This is a genomic window from Streptomyces bicolor (genome assembly GCF_000719285.1).
Classification (GTDB): domain Bacteria; phylum Actinomycetota; class Actinomycetes; order Streptomycetales; family Streptomycetaceae; genus Streptomyces; species Streptomyces bicolor.
The window spans coordinates 14,485-31,272 of record NZ_JOFS01000005.1 but is presented as its reverse complement, the minus strand read 5'-3'; the positions used below and the strand labels follow the sequence as shown (position 1 = coordinate 31,272).

The window sequence follows — 16,788 nt, the reverse complement described above, 5'->3', positions numbered from 1 at the left end:
TCAAAGGCATCCCTGGACCGATTGCCCCACGGGACCCCTGGGGGCGCATTCGCGCGAGTGCTCCGAGCGCCCCCGGTCAGGCGTGTCGTGCGTACTGGTGCTCGACGCGGGACGCGGGCAGACTGCACCGGACGGGACGGCGATCCCGAGCGGGGGCACACTGGATCACGACCAGGGCCGGCCACACCGACGCGGAACGAGCCGGCGACCGACGCGCACAAGGGGGCGGGGCATGGCGGAGCCGGAGTTCACGGCCACGGGCGTGCGGATCGGCAAGCGGCTGCGCTCGCTGACCCGTGCCGGTCAGGTGCGGATCAGCGACGGCAGGCTGCAGTTGCTCACCAGCTACGGCAGCGAGATAGACAGCGCGCCGGTGCAGGCGGTGCGGGCGTCCAAGCCCTGGTTCGCCCCGGACGACAAGGCGCTGGCGGACGTCAACGGCACGCGCTACTCGCTGACCCTGGGCGATCACGACCCCGCGCCGGGGGAAGCGGGTCCGCCGGCGGCACGCCGGTTCATCGAGGCCGTACGGAAGGCCGCGGGGCGTAAGGGCTGAGTCACCGCGAGTTGCGGTACCGCACCCCCTGCGTCACGCTGGTCTCACGTCACTCTGGGTTTACCGGCGATAACGCTGCGAACCAGCCCGCCGGACACGTCAGCAGGCGGCCGTTTTCCTCAAGCACCCTGCTGGATCCGAACTTCGTGTTCTTCCGGACCTCTTCAGTCGGGGAGTCGCAGCCGTGATCAGTCACCCAAGCAGGCACTGCACGGTGGAGCTCCAAGCCCTGCCGTCGCGGATCGGTCAGGTCCGCAGAATCGTATCGGCGCAGTTGCGCTACTGGCATCTGGACCCCTTGATAGACCGCGCCGCGCTCGGTGTCACCGAGCTGTTGACCAACGTCCACCAGCACGCCCAGCCGGACAAGATGTGCACCGTGGAGATCGAGCTGCTGCTCGACCGGCTCAAGGTCTCGGTGCGCGATCACGACCCGCGGCTGCCGGTCGTGGCGGACGTCGAGGACGCCGACGCGTTCGCCACCTGTGGGCGTGGGCTGGCGATGGTGGCCGCCGTCAGCGAGAGCTGGGGCGCGCGGCCGGACGGCGAGTCCGGCAAGGTCGTGTGGTTCACGCTGCCGACACCCATGGCGGCACGGGCCGCGGCCGCGCGCCCTCCGCAGCGGGCGGCCGTGGAGAAACCCGCGCGCCGTTTCACCGAGGTCGGGCCGGGCGTCGACCTGCGCAGGCCCGAACACGCTCCCGCCCGGTCGGCCGTTGTCGGCTGACCGGGCGGTGAGGGGGTGAGGGAGCGAATACGGTTGCCGCACCCTTGGACAGTTCTCTCACCCCTTGCATTGTGCGGTCGCCTACGGGGCGCCGTATGCCGGTGCCCCTTCGGCTCCCTCACGGCCGGTGTCGTTGGCCCAGCAAGGTTGGTGGGCACTTGCCGTTGGGCCTGTTGGCCCTCGGCCGACCGGCTGCTCTTGTTACTCCATGGCGATCGCCCGCAGTACGTCCAGGCGGGCCGCCCGGCGCGCCGGGCGTAGCCCCGCGAGGGCTCCGGCCGTGAGGCCGACCAGGGCCACCACCGCCAGTTGCAGGGGCGGCATCGCGAAGGCGAAGGCGCTGTCGCTCGCGCCGTCGGAGGCCTTGACGAGGACCCAGCCGAGGAAGCCGCCGAGGACGAGGCCGCCGACCGTGCCGAAGGCGGCGACCAGGACCGACTCCCAGCGGACCATCGCGCGAAGTTGGGAGCGGGTCTGGCCCACGGCTCGCAGCAGGCCCAGTTCGCGGGTGCGTTCGTGGATCGCCAGGGTCAGGGTGTTGGCGATTCCGAGGAGCGCGATGAGCACGGCGAGGGCGAGCAGCGCGTAGACGAGCGTCAGCATCATGTCGATGCCGCCGGCCGATGACCGCGCGTACTCGTCGCGGGTCTGCACCTCCGGGTCGCCGTACCTCTGTGCCGCCTTCTCGACCGCCGCCTTGCCCGTGTCCGTGCTCACACCGTCTTTGAAGGAGACGGCCACCAGGGTGTCGGCGTCCTGGGTTCGGTGCGGTGCCCAGGCGTCACGCGTGATGACGTAGTCGCCGGCGAGTTCGGACTGGCCGTAGACCGCGCGGACGGTGAAGGTCTCGGTTCGGCCGTCGGTGAAGGTGAGGCGGGTCCTGTCGCCGGTCGTCAGGTTCTGCTTGCCGGCCTCCTTCTCGGTGATGGCGATGCCGTCGGTGCCGAGGTCGCGCAGGGAGCCGCGGATCTGGCCCAGGTCGAAGGTGCGCTCGAGGGCCAGCGGGTCGGTGACCGTCAGGGCGCGTCCCTTGCCGTCGACTTCGGCAACGCCGCGGCCGAGTCCGACGGCCGTGTCGACCTCGGGCAGGCGCTGGACGGCGTCGGCGAGCCGGGGGCTCAGTCCGCTGCCGCCCGCGCCGAACGACGGGGTGCTCACGGCCACGTCACCCGCGAAGGAACGGGACACGGTCTGGTCCATGGTCGCCTTCAGCGAGGCGCCGAACACCGTGAACAGGGAGACGACGGCCACGCCGATCATCAGGGCGCTCGCGGTGGCGGCCGTCCGCTTCGGGCTCCGCAGGGCGTTGCGCCGGGCGAGTGCGCCGGTGACGCCCCGCAGCCGGTCGAGCGGACCGCCGAGGATGCGTACGGCCGTCGTGGAGGCGACCGGGCCGAGGACCACGAACGCGACCAGGGCGAGGACCGCGCCGGTACCCGCCAGCCAGAGGGACGGGGACAGCAGGACGCCGCTGACTGTCACGCCGACCGCGAGGGCGAGGAGACCCAGGCCGGTGACGGCGCGGAGGCGGGAGGCGCCGGACGTGTCCACGGCCGTCTCGCGCAGGGCCGCCAGCGGGGCGGTACGGCCGGCCCGTACGGCGGGCAGCAGGGCGGAGCCGAGGCAGACCCCGATGCCGACCACGAGCGGCAGGGCCATGGAGAGGGCGCTGATGACCAAGTCGCCCTCGGGGAACGGGAATCCGATCGCCGGAAACAGCGCCTGGAGCCCGGCCGCGATGCCAATGCCGCCCGCAAGGCCGGCCACTGACGCGGTGACGGCGACTGCGGTCGCCTCGACGAGGGTCGACGCGGTGACCTGGCGGCGCGAGGCCCCGAGGGCGCGCAACAGGGCGTTCTCGCGGGTGCGTTGGGCCACCACGATCGCGAAGGTGTTGTGGATGGAGAAGGTGGCCACCAGGAGGGCCACGCCCGAAAACACCAGCAGGAACGTGGTGAACACGCTCAGGAACTGGCTGGAGATCATGTCCGTGTTCTCCTCGGCCGACTCCTGGCCGGTGATGGCCTCAACCCCCTTGGGAAGTACGGGAGTCAGGGCGTCCACCAACTCCTGCTGGCTCACGCCGGGACCGGCCCGCACCTGAATGCCCGCCGCCTCACCGGGCCGCGCGGTGAGGTACTTCTCGGCGTCGGCCTGGGTCATTCCGGTGAAGGTCACCTGGGCCATGCCGTCCTCGCCGCCGAAGGTCGCGAGGCCGACGATCGTCACCTTGACGGGGTCCGGCGTGCGCAGGGTCGTCGTGTCGCCGATCGCCAGGCCGCCGCGCTCGGCGGTGCCGCGGTCGATGACGACCTCGCCGGACCTCTGCGGGATGCGGCCCTCGGCGAGCTGGTATGCGTTGAGTTCGGGGTCGCTGATCCAGTTGCCGGCGAGGGTGGGCGGGCCCTGACCGCCGATGGGGTCGCCGTTCCTGCCCACCAGCTGGCCGGCGCCCTGGATGTTGGGCGCGGCGGCCGCGACGCCGGGGACCTTGTCGATCGTGCTCACGAGGTCCGTGGCGACCGGTTCGCGCACGCCCTCGCTCTCGCCGGGCGTGGTGATGGCCTCGGCGCTGCGGACGACGGCGTCGGTGCCACGGGTCGCGTTGCCGAACATCGTGTCGAAGCCGGCGCGCAGCGTGTCGCCCATGACCAGGGTGCCGGCGAGGAAGGCGACGCCGAGGAAGACCGCGAGGAACGTACCGGCGAGGCGGCGCTTGTGGGCGCGCAGGGAGGACACGCTCAGGCTGACGGATGCGTTCATGACGGCACCTCGAAGGCTTTCATGCGGTCCAGGACCTTGTCGGCGGTCGGGGACCCCATACGGTCGACCAGGCGCCCGTCGGCGAGGAAGACGACCTCGTCGGCGTGGGCGGCTGCCACGGGATCGTGGGTGACCATGACGACCGTGCGGGCCGTCTGGCGCACCGCCCGGCCGAGAAGGCCGAGGACCTCGCCGCCGGAGCGGGAGTCGAGGTTGCCGGTCGGCTCGTCGGCGAAGACGACATCGGGCCGGCCGGCGAAGGCGCGGGCCACGGCGACCCGCTGCTGCTGGCCGCCGGAGAGCTCGGAAGGCCGGTGGTGGAGCCGGTCGCGCAGGCCGACGACGTCGATCAGCGCGTCGATCCACTCCGGGTCGCCCTTGCCGCCGGCGAGGTCCAGCGGCAGCGTGATGTTCTCCGCGACGGTCAGCGTCGGCACCAGGTTGAACGACTGGAACACAAAGCCCACGCGTTCCCGGCGCAGGAGGGTGAGGCGGCGGTCGTCGAGGCTGCTCAGCTCGGTGTCACCGATGTGGGCGGTGCCGGAGGTGAGGGTGTCGAGGCCGGCCGCGCAGTGCATCAGGGTGGACTTGCCGGAGCCCGACGGGCCCATGATCGCGGTGAAGCGGCCGACCGGGAAGTCGACGCTCACCCCGTCCAGGGCCCGCACACCGGTGTCGCCGCTGCCGTACACCTTCACGGCGTCGACGACGCCGGCGGCCGTCGGCGTGGTCGTCATGGCGCTCGTGGCGCTGGTGGCCGTCATGCCGCACCGCCCTTGCCCGTACGGCCGAACTGCTCGTCCAGGACGGACAGCCGGCGCCAGTACTCGTCCTCGTCGATCTCGCCGGAGGCGAAGCGGTGGCCGAGCACGGTGATGGGCGAGTTCTCGTCGGGGGCCGACCGCCGGGGGCCGCGGCGTCCGCGCCACACCGTGCGGCGCAGCAGCGTGATGCCGCCGACCACGACGGCCGCCCAGATGAGCGGGAAGAGGAGGATCCACGGGCCGGGGCCGCCGTCTGCGAAGTGAGCCAGCGTCTGCATATCGAGTCATCTCCCGAGTCGGTCGGACTGTCGGTCCTTCGGTGATGTCTCGAGACTCGCGCCGCGAGGGGGTCCGGGTCGTCGTACGGCCAGCGGCAGTGCGCGTACCTCGCCGGGAGTACGCGGGCGTGGCCGCGCTGCTCCGGAGGAGCTCGATTTCTGTAACTACTAGTATGTACAGTGAGGGCATGAGCACCTCGGACCGACTGATCGAGTCCACCCGCGAACTGCTCTGGGAGCGCGGCTACGTGGGCACCAGCCCCAAGGCGATCCTGGAGCGCTCGGGCGCCGGGCAGGGCAGCATGTACCACCACTTCAAGGGGAAGCCGGATCTCGCGCTCGCCGCGATCCGGCGGACCGCCGAGGAGATGCGGGCTACCGCCGCGGGAGTACTCGACGGCCCTGGGACGCCGTACGAGCGCATCGAGGCGTATCTGCTGCGCGAGCGCGATGTGCTGCGCGGCTGTCCGATCGGGCGGCTGACGATGGATCCGGACGTGATCGCCAGCGACGAACTGCGCGCGCCCGTCGACGAGACCCTCGACTGGCTGCGCGAAAGGCTGGCCGGGATCCTCGAGGAGGGCAAGGAGCAGGGCCAGTTCGCGGCCGGGCTCGACGGGGAGGCGATCGCGGCCACGATCGTCGCGACCGTGCAGGGCGGCTATGTCCTCGCCCGCGCGTCCGGTGCACCCGCCGCCTTCGACGTGGGCGTACGGGGGCTGCTCTCGCTGCTCGCTCCGCTCGACGACACCCGTATTTCTTGAAGGAGTTCAGGCACGTGCACATCACCCGGCAGCGCCCCGACAGCCGGCAGGGCCCGGCGGAGAACTTCACCGGGACGGTGTGGCTCGACGAGATCGCCGCGCCCGCCGTCCCGTCCCGGCTGCGGATGTTCAACGTCCATTTCGCCCCGGGCGCGCACACCGCCTGGCACACGCATCCGCACGGCCAGGTGTTGCACGTCCTGGAGGGTGAGGGCCTCGTGCAGCGCAGGGGCGGCGACGTCGAGCCGATCCGGGCGGGCGACACCGTGTGGATCGAGCCGGGCGAGTGGCACTGGCACGGAGCCACGCCACGCACCTTCATGACGCATCTCGCGGTCGTCGAGGCCGCCGAGGACGGCACGACCGCTCAGTGGCACGAGCACGTGACCGACTACCCGGCCTGAGACCGAGAACCGGCCGAGAAAGGGACTTGGCATGCATGCCATGCAGTACGAGTTCACGCTGCCCGCCGATTACGACATGGACGTCATCCGCTCCCGGGTCGCCCGCGTCGGGCATCTGCTGGACGACTGGGACGGCCTCGGCGCCAAGGTGTATCTGCTGCGCGAGCGCGGCGTGCACGGCTCTCCCGTCAACCAGTACGGGCCGTTCTACCTCTGGAACACCATGGAGGGCATGAACGCCTTCCTGTGGGGAGGCGCCTTCCAGGGGCCCGTGAACGACTTCGGGAGGCCGCGGGTGCGTCAGTGGACGGGGCTCGCGTACGAGGAGGGCGGCGCCGCGGGCTCGCCTGCCGCGTTCGCCGTACGGCGGCGCCAACCGGTGCCGGAGGGTGTGGAGTTGGCCGCGTTCATGGCGGACCCGGTCGAGGAGACCGAGCGGCTGGCGGCGCGGGACGGCGCCGTGCTGGCCGCGGCCGCTGTCGACACGCACGCGTGGGAGCTGGTCCACTTCTCGCTCTGGGAACATGACAGGCCCAAGGCCGAGGGCGATGTGTACCAGGTGCTGCACCTGTCGGCGCCGGAGCGCGGCGCGTTGCCGCAGGGCCGGCAGTGGTGAGTGCGGTCCGTACGGTTCTCGGCGATCTGCCGGCCGAGGAGCTCGGCGTGTGCGACGCGCACGACCATCTCTTCCTGCGCAGCCCGGGGTTACCCGGCCAGGAGCTCCAGGACGCATCCGCCGCCCGCGCCGAGCTGGACGCGTTCCGCGCGGCCGGAGGTTCGGCCGTCGTGCAGTGGACGCCGTACGGCATGGGGCGCCGGGCCGCGGACCTGCCGCCGCTGTCCAGGGCCACCGGGGTGCACCTGGTCTGCGCGACGGGACTGCATCAAGCGGCGCACTACGCCCCGGAGTTGCTCGGTCGACTGCGCGGCCGGCTGGCCGACGTCTTCGTGTCCGAGCTGACCGAGGGCATCGGCACCTCGGGGGTCCGCGCCGGGCTCATCAAGGTCGCCGGTGGGTTCCACGCCCTCGACGCGCACGCCCGGTGGACGATGAACGCCGCGGCCGAGGCGCACCATGCGACGGGCGCCCCCATCGCCGTGCACCTGGAGATGGGGACGGGCGCGCTCGACGTACTGGACCTGGTGTGCGGGGAGTTGGGCGTCCCGCCGCACCAGGTGATCCTCGGCCATCTCAACCGCTCCCCCGACCTGCCGCTCCACCGCCAGGCCGCCGAGGCGGGCTGCTGGCTTGCCTTCGACGGGCCCTCGCGGGCTCATCACGCCACCGACTGGCGCATGCCGGACGCGATGCGGGCGCTGGCCGAGGCCGGGTTCGGGCACCGGTTGCTGCTTGGTGGGGACACCGTCGTCGCCGGGACGCGGTCGGTCGACGGCGGACCTGGAATGCCGTATCTGCTGCGCCGGATTCGGCCGCGGCTCGCGCTCGCGCTCGGCGAGGAACTGGTGGTGCACGTCCTCACCGACAATCCCGGCCGGGCCTTCGCCGTCGACTGGCGCTGACCTCCGGCCGGACTGTGGCCCGATCGTGTTGATCTTTGGCCCTCCGGACACTTTCGGCCGCTCCCGGCGGCCGGAGGATGGGAGGTGACGAAGCTGCCCCTGTGAGAAAGGCCGAGGACATGGCGCTGGAGATGCGTGACCGATGCGAACGCTGCGAGACCGCGTCGCTGCCGCCGGACGCCCCCGCCCGTATCTGCTCGTACGAGTGCACCTTCTGCGTCCCGTGCACCGAGGGGATGCAGGGCGTCTGCCCCAACTGCGGTGGCGAACTCGTCCCGAGGCCGCGCCGCATGTGAGAAGCCACCCGCCTGGGCAAGTAGCCGCGCCTCGTGTCATCGTCTACGTGGCGATCACGATGCGGTCCGGGCGCACCGCCGCGCAGAAGCGGGCGTGGCCTCAGCGGCAGAGTTCGTCCAGGTCCTCGGAGAAGGTGGGGAACTCGGAGCGCGCCTCGGTGACGATCTCCCGGGCGGGCCGGCGCGGGGTGGTCGCGTGCCGTTCGGCCAGTTCGGTCAGTGTCGCGTTGGGGCGCCCCTCGTACTGCTCGAAGTCCACGACCTCCAGCGGTCCCACGCCGCCCGCCAGCACCCACAGGAAGTCGGACAGGTTCCCCGCCACCACTCCGCGCTCGCCCTCCGAGCCGAGGAACACCACGGGCTGCTCGGCGAGGGGCCTGCCCTGCCGCACGCGCCACAGGGCGGCGAGACCGCCGGTGCCGTCCTGCCCGAAGACCCGGTAGGCGTCGCCGTCCAGCTCGTGGTTGCCGGTCCAGTGGCGCAGCCAGTCGGTGGTCTCCTCCGCGGAGTCGAAGGCGTCGTACGGCTCGAAGTCGATGCCGTCGACGTCGTAGTCGAACTCCACCCGGGCCACGTCGGCCAGGGCGGGCGGAAAGCGGCGGTCGTCGCCGGTCGTCTCGATCATGCGCGCAGACTAACCGCCGCCACTGACAACGGCCCCTGGCCGACCGGGATGTCCACGGACGGCCGCAGTTTCGCCGCCGCGGCCGGCGCCGCGTGCACGGGGGTGCGTGCCGAACGCCGTCAACAGGGCCGCGTGGGCGGGGCGTTCGGCGGCGGGGTAGGCGATCTGCTCGCACGCCGATCCGGCTCATGGGGCGTGCGCCGAGCCGCCGTTCGGCCAGGATCACGCTCCGCAGTTCGGTGCCGTCAGCGACCTCGTCGTAGATCTCGGCGACGATCTCGCGAGCGGGGCCGTACGTCGCCGTGTAGGCGGGGTCGAGGCCCTCGCGCGGCGCCGAGGAGGATGGCGCGCTCGCCGACGATGTCGGAGCGGTGCTCGCGGGTACGCGACCGGCTGTCGGTGATCGACGCCGATCCGCCGCCGGTGGCGGCGCTGTGGAGCCTGACGGCCACCTAGGCCCGGCCGGCGTCCAGTCGTCCGATGCGCGCCACGTTCCCCCGGTCCTCGGCATCGCCGCTCGCCTCGGCGGCGAACCAGGCGTCGAGGATCTCCTTGAGCAGCGGCTCGGAGGTGAGCCGCAGGCTGAGGGCCAGCACATTGGCGTCGTTCCAGCGGCGGGCGCCGTCGGCCGTGTAGGCGTCCGTGCACAGGGCCGCCCGCACCCCCGGCACCTTGTTCGCGGCGATCGACGCGCCCGTGCCGGTCCAGCAGCACACGACCGCCTGGTCAGCCGTCCCGTCGGCGACCTCGCGGGCGGCCGCCTCGGAGCAGGCGGCCCACTGGGGGTCGTCGCCGGGGCTCAGCGCGCCGTGGGTGACGACGTCGTGGCCGCGGCCGCGCAGCTCGTCGACGAGGAGGCGGGCGACAGGTTCGTCCATGTCCGAGGAGACGGAGATCCGCATGTCTCGAGCCTACCGCCGGGCATGCGTCCGCTCGGCTCGCGGCCGAGCATGGAGGTGACCGGCGGGAACGGCCGAGGAGGAGCCATGCCGACCCTGCACATCGAGCACCCGATCAAGGACTTCGCCACCTGGAAGTCGGCCTTCGACCGCTTCGCCCCGCAGCGCGCCGAGGCAGGCGTAAGGCACCACCGCGTCCAGCGGCCGGTCGACGACCCCGCCTACGTCGTCGTGGACCTGGATTTCGACGAGGTGGCCGACGCCGAACGGTTCCTGGGGTTCCTCAGGACGAGGGTGTGGTCCTCGTCGGAGAACGCGCCGGCGCTGGCCGGTGCGCCCCGGACGCGGATCCTGGAGACGGCGGAGGAGGCCTGAGACCCAGGCTCCGCGACTCCGGGACGATCCGGGGCAGGCCCCTAGGTCAGCGCCCCCAGTGGATCGTCCAGCACCGGCTGCCACGCCAACTCGGCCGCGCCGACCAGGCTGTTGTGGTCGAGGGTGCACGCGAGGATCGGGACGCCGCCGCTCTGGCCCCACAGGCTGCGGTCGGCGACCACGGCGCGCAGGCGGTCGGGGTCGGCGTCGAGGAGCGTGCGGTGGAGGCCGCCGAGGATGATGCGGTCCGGGTTGAGGATGTTGACCAGGCCCGCGAGACCGAGGCCGAGGCGGTCGATGAGGTCCTCGGTGGCCGTGCGGACCGACGGGTCGGCGTAGTGGTCGCGGATCAGGTCCTTGGCCTGCTGGAGCAGCGAAACCTCGGGGCCCGGGTCGCGCCCCGCCGCCGTGAGGAGGGCCAGCGGGTCGGCCTCGACGTCGAGGCAGCCCCGGCTGCCGCAGTGGCAGGGTCTGCCCTCGGGATTGACGGTGAGGTGGCCGACCTCCAGGGCCAGGCCCGAACTGCCGGTGTGCAGACGGCCGTCCAGCACGAGCGCGCCGCCGACGCCCCGGTGACCGGTGGCCACGCACAGCAGGTCGCGGGAGCCGCGCCCCGCGCCGTGCCGGTGCTCGGCGAGCGCGGCGAGGTTGACGTCGTTGCCGGTGAACGCCGGTCCGGTGATCCCGGCCGCGCGCACGCACTCGGTGAAGATACGGCGCACGGGCGCGCCCACGGGCCAGGCCAGGTGCAGGGGGTTGAGGGCCAGCCCGTCGGGTTCCGCGACCGCGGAGGGGACGGCCAGGCCCGCGCCGACGCAGCGCCGCCCGGTCGTGCGCAGCAGGTCGGCGCCCGCTTCGACGACCGAGCCGAGGACCTTCGCCGGGTCCGCGTCGACGGTCTCGCAGCCGGGCGCGGTGGCGACGATACGGCCGCCGAGGCCGACCAGCGCCGCCCGGAACCCGTCGGCGTGCACCTGTGCGGCGAGGACGACGGGGCCGTCCTCGGCGACCGCCAGCCGGTGCGAGGGCCGTCCCTGCGAACCGGCCGCCGCGCCGGGCCGGGCGTCGACCCGGATCAGCCCGAGCGCCTCCAGCTCAGCGGCGACCGCGCCGGCCGTCGCCCGGGTCACCCCGAGCTCGGCGGTGAGGACGGCACGCGTGGGCGCGCGCCCGGTGTGCACGAGCTCCAACGCGGGCCCGAGCGCACCGCGCCCCCGGTCCAGCCGCGTCCTCGAGGTGGTCCCTTCCCCCGCCGTCCGGGGGTCCGCCTTGCCGCTCATGAGGGGGAGTCTCCCATGATCCGTAGATGCGGCGGCCTACAGGCCGCTCACTCTGAGCGTGATGTTCAGCCGGCCGGTCAGCCCCAACTCCGGCGGTGCGGTGCCCGGCTGCACCTTCGGCACGCCGTGGTAGGCGAGCCGCGACGGGCCACCGAACACGAACAGGTCGCCGCTGCGCAGCTCGACGTCCGTGTACGGCCGGGCCCGCGTCTCGGTGTTGCCGAAGCGGAAGACGCAGGTGTCGCCGAGGCTCAGGGACACCACCGGGGCGTCCGACTTCTCGTCGCTGTCGCGGTGCATGCCCATGCGGGCGTCCCCGTCATAGAAGTTGATCAGCGCGATGTCGTACGGCGCCCCTGGTTCGCCGAGTGCGTCACGCACCGCGCTGCGGCCCAGCTCGCCCAGCCAGTCGGGGAACGGCTTCACGGGAGCGCCGTCGCCGTCGACGACCGTGCGGGCGTAGGCGTACGGATACCAGTGCCGGCCCAGGCAGACCTGCCGGGCGGTCATCGTGCCGCCTCCGGGGGTGCGGACCGTGCGCAGGCCGGCGGGTGGGCGCGCCCACTCCCGGCAGGCTTCGAGCAGCTCGCGCTGGGCCGACGCGTCCAGCCAGTCGGGCATGTGCACCGCGCCCGGCGCGACCTGCGCACGCTCGCGGGGGAACAGCTCGGCGTCCATGCCTCCCATCCTCCCCCACCGGCCGTGAGCTGCGGCTCGGCTAGCCTGGACGCACGATGAACGACCGTATGACGACGCCCTGGGGCGAGCTCGCGCTGACCCGTTTCCCCGAGGACCCGCGCGAGAGGCTGCGCGCCTGGGACGCCTCCGACGAGTATCTCCTCAGGCACCTGGCGGAGCGGGAGATCCCGCTCTCCGGCACGGTCGTGGTCGTCGGCGACCGCTGGGGCGCCCTGGTCACGGCGCTCGCCGAGCACCGGCCGACGCAGATCACGGACTCCTTTCTGACCCAGGAGGCGACCCGCGCCAACCTCGCCCGGCACGCCGTCGAGCCGGGCACCGTCCGGCTGCTCACCACGCAGGACGCGCCGCCGGACCGCATCGACGTCCTGCTGGTGCGGGTGCCGAAGAGCCTGGCGCTGCTGGAGGACCAGCTGCTGCGGCTGGCGCCGTCCCTGCACGAGGGCACGGTGGTCATCGGCACGGGCATGGTCAAGGAGATCCACACCTCGACCCTCCAGCAGTTCGAGCGGATCCTCGGCCCGACCCGCACCTCGCTCGCCGAGAAGAAGGCCCGGCTGATCTTCTGCACGCCCGAGCCCTCGTCGGCGCGGCCCGCGAACCCGTGGCCGTACACCTACACGCTCCCCGATGGTGTGGGGGCCGTCTCGGGGCGCACGGTCGTCAACCACGCGGGCGTCTTCTGTGCCGACCGGCTCGACATCGGTACCCGGTTCTTCCTGGGGCAGCTGCCGGACGGGAAGGGTGCCCAGCGGGTGGTGGATCTGGGCTGCGGCAACGGGGTCGTCGGCACGGCGGTGGCGCTGGCGAACCCGGAGGCCGAGGTGCTGTTCGTGGACGAGTCGTTCCAGGCCGTGGCCTCGGCCGAGGCGACGTACCGGGCGAACGGGGTGCCGGGGCACGCGGAGTTCCGGGTCGGGGACGGGCTGGCGGGTGTGCCGTCCGGGAGCGTCGACCTCGTGCTCAACAATCCGCCGTTCCACTCCCACCAGGCGACGACCGACACGACGGCCTGGCGGATGTTCTCGGGGGCGCGGCGTGCGCTGAGGCCGGGTGGTGAGCTGTGGGTGATCGGCAACCGGCATCTCGGGTACCACGTGAAGCTGCGGAAGCTGTTCGGAAACAGTCAACTGGTCGCGTCCGACCCGAAGTTCGTCGTGCTGAGGGCCGTGAAGAGGTAGCCGCGGTCACGGACGACTACCGTGGAGTCCGTGTCTGATTCCTCCGTGCGGGCGTTCTACGACGCACTTGCCCCGGACTACCACCGGATGTTCGTCGACTGGGACGCCGGCATGGCCCGTCAGGCGGCGGTGTTCGACGATCTGATCGGCGGCCGCCTCGGTGCGGGTCCGCACCGGATCCTCGACTGCGCGTGTGGGATCGGCACACAGGCGATCGGGCTGGCGCGGGTCGGCCACCAGGTCGTCGGCAGCGATCTCAGTGCCGTGGCCGTCGCGCGTGCGGTCGCGGAGGCGGCGGCCCGGGGTGCCGCTCTCCCGGCGGTGGCGGCGGACATGCGCCGACTGCCGTTCGGACCGTCCGGTTTCGATGTCGTCCTGTGCGCGGACAACGCGCTGCCGCACCTGCTCACCGGGCAGGACGTCGAGGCGGCGCTGCGGGAGATGCGGCGGGTGCTCAGGGAGGACGGACTGCTCGTCCTCACCGTGCGCGACTACGACGAGGCCCGGCGCACCAGGCCCGCGGCGACTCCGCCGCAGGTGTCGCAGACCGCCGCCGGAAAGGTGATCACCTTCCAGCTCTGGCAGTGGCACGAGGACGGCGAACACTACGACCTCGAACACTTCCAGCTCGTCCCCGCGGCGGACGGTTGGGACGTCCGGGTCCGCCGCACCCCCTACTGGGCCCTGACCCGGCGGCAGGTGACCGACCTCGCCGACGCGGCCGGCTTCACCGACCTCACCTGGCACGCCTCCGCGCTCAGCGGGTACTACCAGCCGGTCCTCACCGCGCGGCCGGTCGGCCGAGCACGCCGATGATCCGTGCCACCGCCTGGACCATCGCCTCCCGCCCCACGCTCAGGTACTTGCGCGAGTCGACGGCCTCGGGGTGGGCGGCGAGGAAGTCGCGGATCGCGGCGGTCATGGCGATGTTGAGGGCCGTGCCGACGTTGACCTTGGCGATGCCGCCCGCGACGGCCGCGGTGAGTTCGCCGTCGGGGACGCCCGAGGAGCCGTGCAGGACGAGGGGGACGTCCAGGGCCGTGGAAAGGCGTTTGAGGAGGTTGTGGTCGAGGGTGGCGGTGCGGGTGGTCATGGCGTGGGAGCTGCCGACGGCCACCGCGAGGGCGTCGACGCCGGAGTCCGTGACGAAGGCGTGCGCCTCGGCGGGATCGGTGCGGGCGCCGGGGGCGTGGGCGTCGAGCGGCGGCTCGCCGTTCTTGCCGCCCAGCCGCCCCAACTCGGCCTCGATCCAGAGGCCTTGGGCGTGCGCCCAGTCGACGGCGGCTCTCGTCGCGGCGAGGTTGTCCGCGTACGGCAGCCTGGCCGCGTCGTACATCACGGAGCTGAACCCGGCGTCCGGCGCCTGGCGCAGCAGGTCGTCGCTCTGGATGTGGTCGAGGTGCAGCGCGACGGGGACGGCGGCGCGTTCGGCGGCGGTGACAGCCGCGCGGGCGAGCGGGAGGAGCCGTCCATAGCGGAACTTGACGGCGTTCTCGCTGACCTGGAGGACGACGGGCGAACTCACCGACTCGGCACCGGCGATGACCGCCTCGATGTGTTCGAGGGTGATGACGTTGAAGGCGGCGACGGCGGAGCGGTCCGCGGCGGCACTGGTGATGAGCTCGCCGGTGGTCACGAGGGGCACGGTCTGTCCTTTCTCCTGTCCTGTCCCGGCGCGTGACGGGACGCGTCAACGGGTGCGGAGGATCCCTCAGGGGGCGAGGATCACCGAGCGGGTGAGGTGGCGCGGCCGGTCCGGGTCGAGGCCGCGGGCCGCTGCGACGGCGACCGCGAGGCGCTGGGCGCGGACCAGTTCGGCGAGCGGGTCGAGGCGGCCCTCGATCCACAACCCGCCGGTGGCGCGCACCTGTTCGGCCAGCCCCTCGGGCGCCTCGCCGAACATCCAGGTCGCGGTGCCACCCGTGGTGATGCTGATCGGGCCGTGCCGGTACTCCATCGCCGGGTAGGCCTCGGTCCAGGACAGCGACGCCTCACGCATCTTCAGCCCGGCCTCATTGGCCAGCCCCACCGTCCAGCCACGGCCCAGGAAGGTGAACTGCCCGCACTCCACGAGCCCTTCCGGCAGTTCGCCGGCGAGTGCGGTGCGGGCGTCGGCCACGGCCGCGTCGGGGTGCAGGCCGAGGTGGGCGCGGAGCAGGGTGAGGGCGGTGGTGGCGAACCGGGTCTGGACGACGGACCGTTCGTCCGCGTAGTCGAGGACGACGATGTCGTGCGCTGCCGTCATGACGGGCGTGTCCGGGTCGGCGGTGATCGCCGTGGTGCGGGTATGGCCCTTCACCTGCCCCAGCAGGTCGAGGACCTCGGTGGTGGTGCCGGAGCGGGTGAGGGCGAGGACACGGTCGTACGTCCGCCCGTGCGGGAACTCCGACGCGGCGAAGGCGTCCGTCTCCCCTTGGCCCGCCCCCTCGCGCAGCGCGGCGAACGCCTGCGCCATGAAGTACGACGTGCCGCAGCCGACCACGGCGACCCGCTCGCCCGGCGCCGGCAGCACGCCGCCGAGTCCGGCCGCCTCCGCCGCGGCGCGGGTCCAGCACCCGGGCTGGCTGTTGAGCTCGTCCTCGACATGCGTCATGCCGCGCCCTCCGGCTTCCGATGGGGTCTCATGCCTGCATCCATGATTACTCTTGCAAGATATCGCTAGCTTTCGAGCAGAATCAAGCATTCCGGTTGAAGGGCGTGCGCTAAGGTCGCCGGAGATCGAGGAATGGAGGGCGGATGTCGCGCGATGCGCGCTGGAAAGCGCTGCTGGAGCTGCTCGTCGAGCGGGGCCGGCTGGACGTCGAGGAGGCGGCCGTCGAGCTCGAGGTGTCGGCCGCCACGATCCGCCGCGACTTCGACCAGCTCGCCGAGCAGCAGATGCTGGTCCGCACGCGGGGCGGCGCCGTCGTGCACGGGGTGTCGTACGAACTGCCGCTGCGCTACAAGACGGCCCGGCACGCCTCCGAGAAACAGCGCATCGCCAAGGCGGTGGCCGACCTCGTCGCGCCCGGCGAGGCGGTGGGGCTGACCGGCGGTACGACGACCACCGAGGTGGCGCGCGCCCTGGCGGTGCGCAGCGACCTGGCGTCCGGCGCGCCGGCGCTGACCGTCGTCACGAACGCGCTCAACATCGCCAATGAGCTGGCCGTGCGGCCCCAGTTCAAGATCGTGGTCACCGGCGGGGTCGCGCGCCCGCAGTCGTACGAGCTCATCGGGCCGCTCGCGGACGGGGTGCTGGCCCAGATCACGATCGATGTGGCCGTGCTCGGCGTCGTCGCCCTCGACGTCGCGCACGGCGCCGCCGCGCACGACGAGGCGGAGGCGGCGATCAACCGGCTGCTGTGCGAGCGGGCCGAGCGGGTGATCGTGGCGGCGGACTCCAGCAAGCTGGGCCGGCGGGCGTTCGCCCGGATATGCGCGGCCGACGCGGTGGACACCCTGGTCACGGACACGGCGGCCACGGCGGACACGGTGGCACGCTTCGAGGACGCGGGGCTGACGGTCATCACGGTCTGACCCGGGCTCCGGTCGCAGAGTGCCTGCCCGGGCACGCCCGCTATCACCTGACCACCCCCGATCGCCAGTGATCCCATCACCAGCTGGCCGCCTGCCCCGTTCCCGCCACCAGCCCGCCCGATTCCACCTACGCTGGGACC

General features: G+C 72.6%; 20 protein-coding genes and 1 pseudogene. 11 read left to right on the top strand and 10 right to left on the bottom strand.

The window, feature by feature from the left end; translation table 11 throughout:
- The first annotated feature begins 232 nt into the window (after positions 1-232).
- Positions 233-556 carry a hypothetical protein gene (locus tag IF78_RS0106400; RefSeq protein WP_031483979.1) on the top strand — a complete coding sequence of 108 codons (324 nt, stop codon included), beginning with the start codon at positions 233-235 and terminating at the stop codon, positions 554-556.
- A gap of 184 nt (positions 557-740) precedes the next feature.
- Positions 741-1,283, top strand: a complete 543-nt coding sequence (locus tag IF78_RS0106395; protein ID WP_078662332.1) for an ATP-binding protein — start codon at positions 741-743, stop codon at positions 1,281-1,283.
- Positions 1,284-1,484: 201 nt separating this feature from the next.
- Here IF78_RS0106395 and IF78_RS0106390 read toward each other — a convergent pair whose 3' ends face one another.
- The 3 genes from IF78_RS0106390 to IF78_RS0106380 are packed head-to-tail and all read right to left on the bottom strand — an operon-like array spanning position 1,485 to position 5,088.
- Positions 1,485-4,046, bottom strand: a complete 2,562-nt coding sequence (locus IF78_RS0106390) for an ABC transporter permease (protein ID WP_031483975.1) — start codon at positions 4,044-4,046, stop codon at positions 1,485-1,487.
- Positions 4,043-4,810 (bottom strand): ABC transporter ATP-binding protein, encoded by a 768-nt coding sequence (locus IF78_RS0106385; protein ID WP_031483972.1) that lies wholly within the window; start codon positions 4,808-4,810, stop codon positions 4,043-4,045. The genes IF78_RS0106390 and IF78_RS0106385 overlap by 4 nt, the downstream gene beginning before the upstream one ends.
- On the bottom strand, positions 4,807-5,088 hold the full coding sequence (locus IF78_RS0106380) for an SHOCT domain-containing protein (RefSeq protein ID WP_031483970.1): 282 nt from the start codon (positions 5,086-5,088) through the stop codon (positions 4,807-4,809). The genes IF78_RS0106385 and IF78_RS0106380 overlap by 4 nt, the downstream gene beginning before the upstream one ends.
- Positions 5,089-5,276: 188 nt before the next feature.
- Here IF78_RS0106380 and IF78_RS0106375 point away from each other — a divergent pair, with 188 nt between their 5' ends.
- The 5 genes from IF78_RS0106375 (at position 5,277) to IF78_RS0106355 (ending at position 8,073) form a co-directional block, all read left to right on the top strand.
- Positions 5,277-5,852 carry a TetR/AcrR family transcriptional regulator gene (locus IF78_RS0106375; protein WP_234439860.1) on the top strand — a complete coding sequence of 192 codons (576 nt, stop codon included), beginning with the start codon at positions 5,277-5,279 and terminating at the stop codon, positions 5,850-5,852.
- Between the two features lie 14 nt (positions 5,853-5,866).
- Positions 5,867-6,256 carry a (R)-mandelonitrile lyase gene (locus IF78_RS0106370; RefSeq protein ID WP_031483967.1) on the top strand — a complete coding sequence of 130 codons (390 nt, stop codon included), beginning with the start codon at positions 5,867-5,869 and terminating at the stop codon, positions 6,254-6,256.
- Between the two features lie 31 nt (positions 6,257-6,287).
- The gene (locus tag IF78_RS0106365; protein ID WP_031483965.1) at positions 6,288-6,872 is read left to right on the top strand and encodes a DUF4865 family protein; all 585 of its coding nucleotides are present in this window, start codon (positions 6,288-6,290) and stop codon (positions 6,870-6,872) included.
- On the top strand, positions 6,869-7,777 hold the full coding sequence (locus tag IF78_RS0106360; RefSeq protein WP_031483963.1) for a phosphotriesterase family protein: 909 nt from the start codon (positions 6,869-6,871) through the stop codon (positions 7,775-7,777). Before IF78_RS0106365 ends, IF78_RS0106360 begins: the two co-directional genes overlap by 4 nt.
- A 119-nt stretch (positions 7,778-7,896) precedes the next feature.
- Positions 7,897-8,073, top strand: coding sequence for a DUF1272 domain-containing protein (locus IF78_RS0106355; RefSeq protein WP_031483960.1), 177 nt, complete (start codon positions 7,897-7,899; stop codon positions 8,071-8,073).
- 100 nt (positions 8,074-8,173) lie between these two features.
- Here the strand turns inward: IF78_RS0106355 and IF78_RS0106350 are convergent, their stop codons facing one another.
- From IF78_RS0106350 to IF78_RS0106340, 3 genes and pseudogenes are all read right to left on the bottom strand, one after another.
- Entirely contained in the window at positions 8,174-8,698 is a 525-nt protein-coding gene (locus IF78_RS0106350; RefSeq protein ID WP_031483958.1) for a hypothetical protein, read from the bottom strand.
- Positions 8,695-9,026: pseudogene (locus IF78_RS50630) on the bottom strand (hypothetical protein); the annotation flags it as partial. The gene IF78_RS0106350 and the pseudogene IF78_RS50630, both read right to left, overlap by 4 nt.
- Before the next feature lie 124 nt (positions 9,027-9,150).
- Positions 9,151-9,600, bottom strand: coding sequence for an RpiB/LacA/LacB family sugar-phosphate isomerase (locus IF78_RS0106340; RefSeq protein WP_031483955.1), 450 nt, complete (start codon positions 9,598-9,600; stop codon positions 9,151-9,153).
- A gap of 84 nt (positions 9,601-9,684) precedes the next feature.
- Here IF78_RS0106340 and IF78_RS0106335 point away from each other — a divergent pair, with 84 nt between their 5' ends.
- Positions 9,685-9,972 carry a hypothetical protein gene (locus IF78_RS0106335; protein WP_031483953.1) on the top strand — a complete coding sequence of 96 codons (288 nt, stop codon included), beginning with the start codon at positions 9,685-9,687 and terminating at the stop codon, positions 9,970-9,972.
- A 41-nt stretch (positions 9,973-10,013) separates the two neighbouring features.
- Here IF78_RS0106335 and IF78_RS0106330 read toward each other — a convergent pair whose 3' ends face one another.
- Together IF78_RS0106330 and IF78_RS0106325 are read right to left on the bottom strand one after the other, a co-directional pair.
- A complete protein-coding gene (locus IF78_RS0106330; RefSeq protein ID WP_031483951.1) occupies positions 10,014-11,252 on the bottom strand; it encodes an ROK family protein in 1,239 nt (412 codons plus the stop codon).
- Positions 11,253-11,288: 36 nt separating this feature from the next.
- Positions 11,289-11,930 carry an alpha-ketoglutarate-dependent dioxygenase AlkB family protein gene (locus tag IF78_RS0106325; RefSeq protein ID WP_031483949.1) on the bottom strand — a complete coding sequence of 214 codons (642 nt, stop codon included), beginning with the start codon at positions 11,928-11,930 and terminating at the stop codon, positions 11,289-11,291.
- A 68-nt stretch (positions 11,931-11,998) separates the two neighbouring features.
- Here IF78_RS0106325 and IF78_RS0106320 point away from each other — a divergent pair, with 68 nt between their 5' ends.
- Together IF78_RS0106320 and IF78_RS0106315 are read left to right on the top strand one after the other, a co-directional pair.
- Positions 11,999-13,132 (top strand): methyltransferase, encoded by a 1,134-nt coding sequence (locus IF78_RS0106320; RefSeq protein WP_031483947.1) that lies wholly within the window; start codon positions 11,999-12,001, stop codon positions 13,130-13,132.
- 30 nt (positions 13,133-13,162) lie between these two features.
- Positions 13,163-13,948, top strand: coding sequence for a class I SAM-dependent methyltransferase (locus IF78_RS0106315; RefSeq protein WP_031483945.1), 786 nt, complete (start codon positions 13,163-13,165; stop codon positions 13,946-13,948).
- Here IF78_RS0106315 and IF78_RS0106310 read toward each other — a convergent pair.
- Both IF78_RS0106310 and IF78_RS0106305 read right to left on the bottom strand, forming a co-directional pair.
- Complete coding sequence (locus IF78_RS0106310) at positions 13,914-14,777, bottom strand: class II fructose-bisphosphate aldolase (protein WP_031483943.1); 864 nt, start codon at positions 14,775-14,777, stop codon at positions 13,914-13,916. The two genes, IF78_RS0106315 and IF78_RS0106310, sit on opposite strands and share 35 nt — an antisense overlap.
- Positions 14,778-14,843: 66 nt before the next feature.
- The gene (locus IF78_RS0106305) at positions 14,844-15,725 is read right to left on the bottom strand and encodes an SIS domain-containing protein (protein ID WP_031483941.1); all 882 of its coding nucleotides are present in this window, start codon (positions 15,723-15,725) and stop codon (positions 14,844-14,846) included.
- 143 nt (positions 15,726-15,868) lie between these two features.
- On the opposite strand from IF78_RS0106305, the gene IF78_RS0106300 reads away from it, so the two are divergent.
- Positions 15,869-16,648, top strand: a complete 780-nt coding sequence (locus tag IF78_RS0106300) for a DeoR/GlpR family DNA-binding transcription regulator (protein ID WP_031483940.1) — start codon at positions 15,869-15,871, stop codon at positions 16,646-16,648.
- Positions 16,649-16,788: the final 140 nt, after the last annotated feature.

Excerpts from the sequence above, each read along its gene's own strand:
- IF78_RS0106340 (WP_031483955.1), bottom strand. The coding sequence starts at position 9,600 with ATGCGGATCTCCGTCTCCTCGGACATGGACGAACCTGTCGCCCGCCTC.
- IF78_RS0106300 (WP_031483940.1), top strand. The coding sequence starts at position 15,869 with ATGTCGCGCGATGCGCGCTGGAAAGCGCTGCTGGAGCTGCTCGTCGAG.
- IF78_RS0106380 (WP_031483970.1), bottom strand. The coding sequence starts at position 5,088 with ATGCAGACGCTGGCTCACTTCGCAGACGGCGGCCCCGGCCCGTGGATC.
- IF78_RS0106375 (WP_234439860.1), top strand. The coding sequence starts at position 5,277 with ATGAGCACCTCGGACCGACTGATCGAGTCCACCCGCGAACTGCTCTGG.
- IF78_RS0106305 (WP_031483941.1), bottom strand. The coding sequence starts at position 15,725 with ATGACGCATGTCGAGGACGAGCTCAACAGCCAGCCCGGGTGCTGGACC.
- IF78_RS0106335 (WP_031483953.1), top strand. The coding sequence starts at position 9,685 with ATGCCGACCCTGCACATCGAGCACCCGATCAAGGACTTCGCCACCTGG.
- IF78_RS0106350 (WP_031483958.1), bottom strand. The coding sequence starts at position 8,698 with ATGATCGAGACGACCGGCGACGACCGCCGCTTTCCGCCCGCCCTGGCC.
- IF78_RS0106390 (WP_031483975.1), bottom strand. The coding sequence starts at position 4,046 with ATGAACGCATCCGTCAGCCTGAGCGTGTCCTCCCTGCGCGCCCACAAG.
- IF78_RS0106325 (WP_031483949.1), bottom strand. The coding sequence starts at position 11,930 with ATGGACGCCGAGCTGTTCCCCCGCGAGCGTGCGCAGGTCGCGCCGGGC.
- IF78_RS0106400 (WP_031483979.1), top strand. The coding sequence starts at position 233 with ATGGCGGAGCCGGAGTTCACGGCCACGGGCGTGCGGATCGGCAAGCGG.
- IF78_RS0106365 (WP_031483965.1), top strand. The coding sequence starts at position 6,288 with ATGCATGCCATGCAGTACGAGTTCACGCTGCCCGCCGATTACGACATG.
- IF78_RS0106355 (WP_031483960.1), top strand. The coding sequence starts at position 7,897 with ATGGCGCTGGAGATGCGTGACCGATGCGAACGCTGCGAGACCGCGTCG.
- IF78_RS0106320 (WP_031483947.1), top strand. The coding sequence starts at position 11,999 with ATGACGACGCCCTGGGGCGAGCTCGCGCTGACCCGTTTCCCCGAGGAC.
- IF78_RS0106330 (WP_031483951.1), bottom strand. The coding sequence starts at position 11,252 with ATGAGCGGCAAGGCGGACCCCCGGACGGCGGGGGAAGGGACCACCTCG.
- IF78_RS0106385 (WP_031483972.1), bottom strand. The coding sequence starts at position 4,810 with ATGACGGCCACCAGCGCCACGAGCGCCATGACGACCACGCCGACGGCC.